This is a genomic window from Plectonema cf. radiosum LEGE 06105, from assembly GCF_015207665.1.
Classification (GTDB): Bacteria; Cyanobacteriota; Cyanobacteriia; order Cyanobacteriales; family Nostocaceae; genus Rivularia; species Rivularia radiosa_A.
This window is the reverse complement of record NZ_JADEWL010000234.1, coordinates 1-6,182: the sequence shown is the minus strand read 5'-3', so window position 1 is coordinate 6,182 and position 6,182 is coordinate 1. Positions and strand designations below refer to the sequence as shown.

Here is a 6,182-nt window from a genome sequence, read left to right as displayed (position 1 = left end):
TCTCCCTATTCCCTATCTTCCGGTGGTAAAGTGACTGTTGCTAACCAAAAATCTTCTATTCTTTTAACTATTTGAAACAATTGACTGATATTACGAGATTTAGTAATGTAACAGTTGACGTGTAGGTCATAACTGTGAAAAATATCATCCTCATTATGGGATGTTGTCAAAACTATCACCGGAATGCGCTTGAGTTTTGCATCTGTTTTAATTTCTGCAAGTACTTCTCTACCGTCTTTTTTCGGTAAATTTAAATCCAAGAGAATTAAATCGGGGCGAGGTGCTGTATTATACTCGCCCTCACGACGTAGAAAAGCCATAGCTTCCATTCCATCCCTAACCGTCACCACTTCATGAGGTAAGGAACTATTTTTTAAAGCTTCTTGGATAAGACGAACATCTGCTTTATTATCTTCTACCAAAAAGATGATTTTGCGTTTTTCTTCCGTTTCTACGCTCACGTTCGCGTCCTTTTAATGGGATAGTAAAATAGAAAGTTGCACCTTCACCTAATTGTGATTCTACCCAAATGTTTCCCCGATGACATTCTGCAATTTTTTTACAGATAGCTAAACCCATTCCTGTACCTGGGTATTCATCACGGGTATGCAATCTTTGAAATATTACAAAAATGCGATCGCTAAATTGTGGTTCGATTCCAATTCCGTTATCACGTACTGAAAACAGCCATTGGTCTTCTAAACGAGATACACTAATATGAATTTCCGGTGGTTTTTCACTACGGAATTTAATTGCATTACTAATCAGGTTTTGAAATAGCTGCATCAGTTGGGTGCTATCAGCCATGACGGTTGGTAATTCGTCGTGGGTAATTGTAGCACCTGTTTGACTAATGCGTCTGCGGAGATTATTTAAAGCTTTTTGTAGAGCTTCTTGTGCGGAAGTAGGTGCAAATTCGATACCTTGCATATCTACTTTAGAATATGCGAGTACATCATCGATCAAGGTTTGCATCAAACTAACTCCTCCGACAACATAACCAATAAACTCGTTAGCATCTTCATCTAATGCATTTTGATAGCGCATTTCCAAAAGCTGGACGTAATTTGCTACTTGATTTAAAGGCTCTTGTAAATCGTGAGAAGCAACGTAAGCAAACTTTTTCAATTCAGCATTGGAACGTTCTAAATCTGCTGCTAATTGCGCTAATTCTTCTGCTTGACGTAAGACAATATTAACTATCGCTTTACGTAATTCTAAGGCTGCTTTAATTTCAACAAATTGCCAAGGTAAAGATGTTAAACGAACGGTTTCTTTCCACAATTCAAAGGATTTTCGCGGACATAAACGTAAATTTCCCTGCTCTTGATTGATTTCAAATGCTTGATTGGGATTACCTCCCCAATTAACCGTTTGAATTACTTCCGGACGGAACCATAATACATAATTTCTTTTACCAATGGGAATCGCTAATAATCCACTAGCAATATTTTTGAATCTTTCTGCATCTGGATAAATTTCTGGTAGAGAATTTGTATGGAAAATTTCTTCTTCCACGTTTTTTTGTAACCAAGTTACTAAATAGTTTAAATCCTCTTCTTTGGGAGTTTCACCAATTAAAGTGTAATTACCACCAAAACAAATTGCCGCACCTTGAGCGCTAGTTAAATCCAACAAATTTGGCTGATGTTTGATTAAACCATTAATAAAATTTTCCTCTTGAGACATATAATCAACCAAAGCAGATTGAATATACGTCAATTTCATCCGATAATCGTAATCTTCAGTTTCCTCTCTTGTGGAAATTTCACCAAATATCATTCTTCCCAAAAATTCGCAAGCTTTCCGCAATTCATAGGAAACAAATTTCGGTGTTTGATGGTGACAAGCAATCAATCCCCACAATCTACCTTCTTTAATCAAAGAAATTGTTAAAGAAGCACGCACCCCCATATTATGTAAATATTCGATATGACAGGGATAAGGACTTCTTAAACTTGAATTAATTAAATCAATTGGACGTTCTGTAATTGGATTTAAAATCGGATATATATCTATAGGTTCGCTCTGAGTATCTGGTATCAATCTAATTAAGTTAGAAAGAAACATCTTTCTCGCTGGTTTAGGAATATCTGACTCTGGAAAATTCAAACCCAGATATGGTTCCATACTTTCGAGTTTATCTTCAGCAAGTACACAACCGTGTCCATCTTCATTAAATTTATAAAGCATCACCCTGTCAAATCCGGTGACTTTTCGTACTGTTTCAACAATGATTTGACAATAATGTTCCAGATTAGCGCTTGCTTGTAATTGATTTATAGAAGCTTTAGCTAAATGATAAAAGCTTAAAAAAGGAATATTATCCTCTGAAATTGCTGGTTCTAATTCTAAGAATAAAATTCCTTCTGAATTACGATGAAATACCGCATCAAAAACAGCATATTCTTCTCTTCTTTTTTTCACCCAAATTTTTGTTGGATTCGTAAAATCAAGGGAATCTTCCCCTAAACGAGATTTGATTCTTCCTATTTGATAAGGGTCTAATAAATCTTCTAAATTTGCTTCTAAAAGCTGTTCTAAAGAAACATCGAGAACCCAAGCCGCATTCCGACTAACTTGTAAAATCTTTAATTCCGGTTCTTGCAGAACAAGCAATACTCCATGATGCTGAATTTGACTACCTAGATTAATCGCTGGTTCTTTTAAATTTGTTAAATCTAAGGAACTTAAGTTTGAATCGATTAACATTCTCAGCCTCCAATATTTTTTCTTTTAGTCTCAATCAATTACGGTATAAATTAAAATTTCTGACAAATGATTTTGGTATATAGTATTCAACCAATCAATTAATTTAGCGTTTTCAATATAACAAACTAATACAAGGATTTACGATAAGAATCATCAACAAATAACTCGTTACTCCAGTAGCAAGAACATCATTTTTAATCACAAAATATCAAATAATATTAAAAAATATGTAAAATTAATACATTAAATTAATAAATTAATTTGAGAAATCAGCTTCAGAAGTCGGCTTTTTGATAAAACCCGACTTTTCAATGACGAAAGGTTAAATCCAAGAACCGAACCACATCCGCAATTTATAAGCATCAGCAGAAAGAGGTAAACCTAAATATATCGGCATCCAAAAGATAAAAGCAATAATAATCAGAAAAGTCACCGCAACTCCAAAAGCGCAAAGTTCAACATGATAACTACGCAAACATTTATCTATCAGCCACGCTAAAGCCATAAATGCGAATACTACAGCAGTCATATAATGATAGATAAAAACGCAGCGATTCACTTTTACCCAAGGTAGTAAATTCGCAGCATAATTCAAGACTAAATATAAAGCAATTCCAGTATCAATAGAAAATGATGAGTTAAAAGATAAACGCTTTTGTTCAATGGAAGGAATTACTATTTGTCTAATGAAAAGAGCGAAAATTAACAATACAATAGCAGCAAAACTAAACCACCATAAAAATGGATTGCCCATTGCATGAACATCATATATTACCTTACCAGTATTTGCAGGTAAAGGTGGTCCGATATTCGGTACGGGTTCATTTACATTTAATGCTCTTTGGTAAAAATAAGCAATTGGACGAGTTAATAATGGCCATTTGTACCAAGCTGCACAGTAAGGATGGACGCTCGAACTATTACCACCAAGACGATTGTGAAAAGATAAAATTTGTTGATGAACGGATATTAATCCGTATTTGGGATTTTGTAGTAGATGAGGTATCCAAATTAAACCATAGGTGATTAGTGGGATTATTCCTAAGTAAAATCCAACCGTAAAAATCTTCAGTTGACCAATTTTTTGTAGCGGTAACAATAAAGGTTTTTCTCTAATTTCTTGGGGTACAGTTAATGTACTAGTAGATTTTATTAATTCTGTTGTGGAATAAGTTATAGAATAATCTGAACCAATTTCAAGATTTTTTCTTTGACCAATTGCTATATCCTTCGCTGCAAAATGTTGCTTCACCCAAGCGAATATCCAGTTTAAATATACACCGATTAAAAAAAATAACCCATTCCACTTTGTCGCGATCGCAGCACCAAAACTAACACCAGAAAGTATCAAATAAAACTTGTGCCGCTTTTTAGTATTTCCTAAAGCGAGTAATAACAACCATTGTGCCAATAATCCAAAAATAACTATATACTGATTAATTAAAGCATAGCGAGACTCAACCAAAAATATCCCGTCGCAAGCTGCAAACAAAGCAGCTAAAAAAGCGAAACTACGACGATAACTCAATTGATAAGCAATTCCAGCAATAATCAGAGGAATAAAAGCACCAAACAGCGCATTAATCCATCGATAACTCCAAGGAGTACGCGCTACACCTGTAAGAATGTTTACCGTATCTTGTCCAAAAGGAAAATAAGAACTCAACCACATTCCAATAGCAATGATATATTTTCCTAATGGTGGATGACCATCAAAAAATGGAGTTTGAGTCAGATAGTTTTGAGCAAACTTCGCATAGTAAACCTCATCAAATACCAAGGTGTTGAATCGTCCCAAACCCCAAAATCTTAAAGCCATTGACAGCAAAAACACTAAGAAGATGGCGATTTTAAACCAAGAAGAAGACTGTTTTTTAGTCATCAGTTTAGTCTAGCCGAAACTAAATATAATATTAGGATAATATTAGGACGTGCAGTTACGTCCCTACATTATTGAAGCGCATTTTTGATTTATTTTCTTGCAAATCTAATTTGAATAATAAAAGATTTACCCCATCGTCATAGCGATTCGTGATTCCTAAAGGTTTCATAGTTAGTCGCTGAGTAACTTTAACTATGATCAGCTTACGTCACAATAAGTCAACATCAATTTGTGATCTAACCCAACCTAACAATTTGATTCTCAACCTCTGCAACTTCCAACATCGTCTTCAACACCGAATCCGGATTTAAACTAATGGAATCAATTCCTTGTTCAACCAAAAATCTCGCGAATTCCGGATAATCACTAGGTGCTTGTCCGCAAATACCAATTTTACGGTTATGCTTTTTCACCGCTTGGATAGCTAATTTTACCATCCGTTTCACGCCTTCACTACGTTCGTCAAATAATCTTGCTACTAATGACGAATCTCGATCCAAGCCCAAAGTTAACTGAGTTAAATCATTAGAACCAATAGAAAAACCATCAAAAACTTGTGCAAATTCCTCAGCCATAATCACATTATTAGGTAACTCGCACATCACATAAACCTGTAAACCATTAACACCCTGCTGTAAACCATTTTTTGCCATTTCTGCTAATACCAAACGTCCTTCATTGGGAGTCCGACAAAAAGGAATCATCGGAATCAAATTAGTCAAACCCATCTCTTCCCTTACTCGGAGAATAGCTTGACACTCTAAGGCAAAACCTTCACGATAGCGTTCGTCATAATAGCGCGATGCACCCCTCCAACCCAACATCGGATTTTCTTCTTTGGGTTCAAATTGTCTTCCACCCAGCAAATTCGCATATTCATTACTTTTAAAATCCGACATTCTAACTATTACCGGCTTCGGATAAAATGCCGCTGTAATTCTAGCAATCCCTTGAGATAATTTATCGACAAAAAATGCTGGCTTATGGTTATAAAGTGCAGTTATCTCGGCAATTTTTTCCTTGACAAACGCATCTTCTAACTCATCAAAATAAAGTAAAGCCATCGGATGAATTTGAATTTGATTCGCAATAATAAATTCAGTCCGTGCTAACCCAACACCATCATTAGGAATTGTAGATAAACGAAATGCTTCTTGAGGATTTCCCACATTCATCAAAATTTGCGTTTTTGTACGGGGTAAATCTTCTAACTGCACCTCTTCCACAGCAAAAGCTAACAATCCTTGATAAACCTTACCCTCTTCCCCTTCCGCACAAGAAACCGTTATCTCCTGGGAAGTTTTCAAAACTTTAGTGGCATTATCGCATCCCACAATCGCGGGTAAACCTAACTCTCGTGCAATAATTGCCGAATGACAAGTCCTTCCCCCCGAATTTGTGACGATCGCACTGGCTTTTTTCATAATCGGTTCCCAATCGGGGTCGGTTCTATCTGTTACCAGTATTTCCCCAGCTTGGAACTGCTCCATATGATGGACATCCACAATTACCCGCGCTTTTCCTTGAGCGATGGCTTCCCCTACAGCACGTCCAGTGGTAAGAAGGTGGGGGGATGGGGGGATGGGGG

General features: G+C 36.1%; 4 protein-coding genes. All 4 read right to left on the bottom strand.

Features of this window, described 5'->3' with window-relative positions; all coding sequences use genetic code 11:
• Positions 1-5: 5 nt before the first annotated feature.
• Complete coding sequence (locus IQ247_RS30985) at positions 6-461, bottom strand: response regulator (RefSeq protein ID WP_193925921.1); 456 nt, start codon at positions 459-461, stop codon at positions 6-8.
• The gene (locus IQ247_RS30980) at positions 409-2,712 is read right to left on the bottom strand and encodes a sensor histidine kinase (protein WP_193925919.1); all 2,304 of its coding nucleotides are present in this window, start codon (positions 2,710-2,712) and stop codon (positions 409-411) included. The genes IQ247_RS30985 and IQ247_RS30980 overlap by 53 nt, the downstream gene beginning before the upstream one ends.
• Positions 2,713-3,034: 322 nt before the next feature.
• Positions 3,035-4,594, bottom strand: a complete 1,560-nt coding sequence (locus tag IQ247_RS30975) for a dolichyl-phosphate-mannose--protein mannosyltransferase (protein ID WP_193925916.1) — start codon at positions 4,592-4,594, stop codon at positions 3,035-3,037.
• Positions 4,595-4,830: 236 nt separating this feature from the next.
• A partial coding sequence (ppsA, locus tag IQ247_RS30970; protein ID WP_193925907.1) for a phosphoenolpyruvate synthase occupies positions 4,831-6,182 on the bottom strand: 1,352 nt, incomplete at its 5' end.

Excerpts from the sequence above, each read along its gene's own strand:
- IQ247_RS30975 (WP_193925916.1), bottom strand. The coding sequence starts at position 4,594 with ATGACTAAAAAACAGTCTTCTTCTTGGTTTAAAATCGCCATCTTCTTA.
- IQ247_RS30980 (WP_193925919.1), bottom strand. The coding sequence starts at position 2,712 with ATGTTAATCGATTCAAACTTAAGTTCCTTAGATTTAACAAATTTAAAA.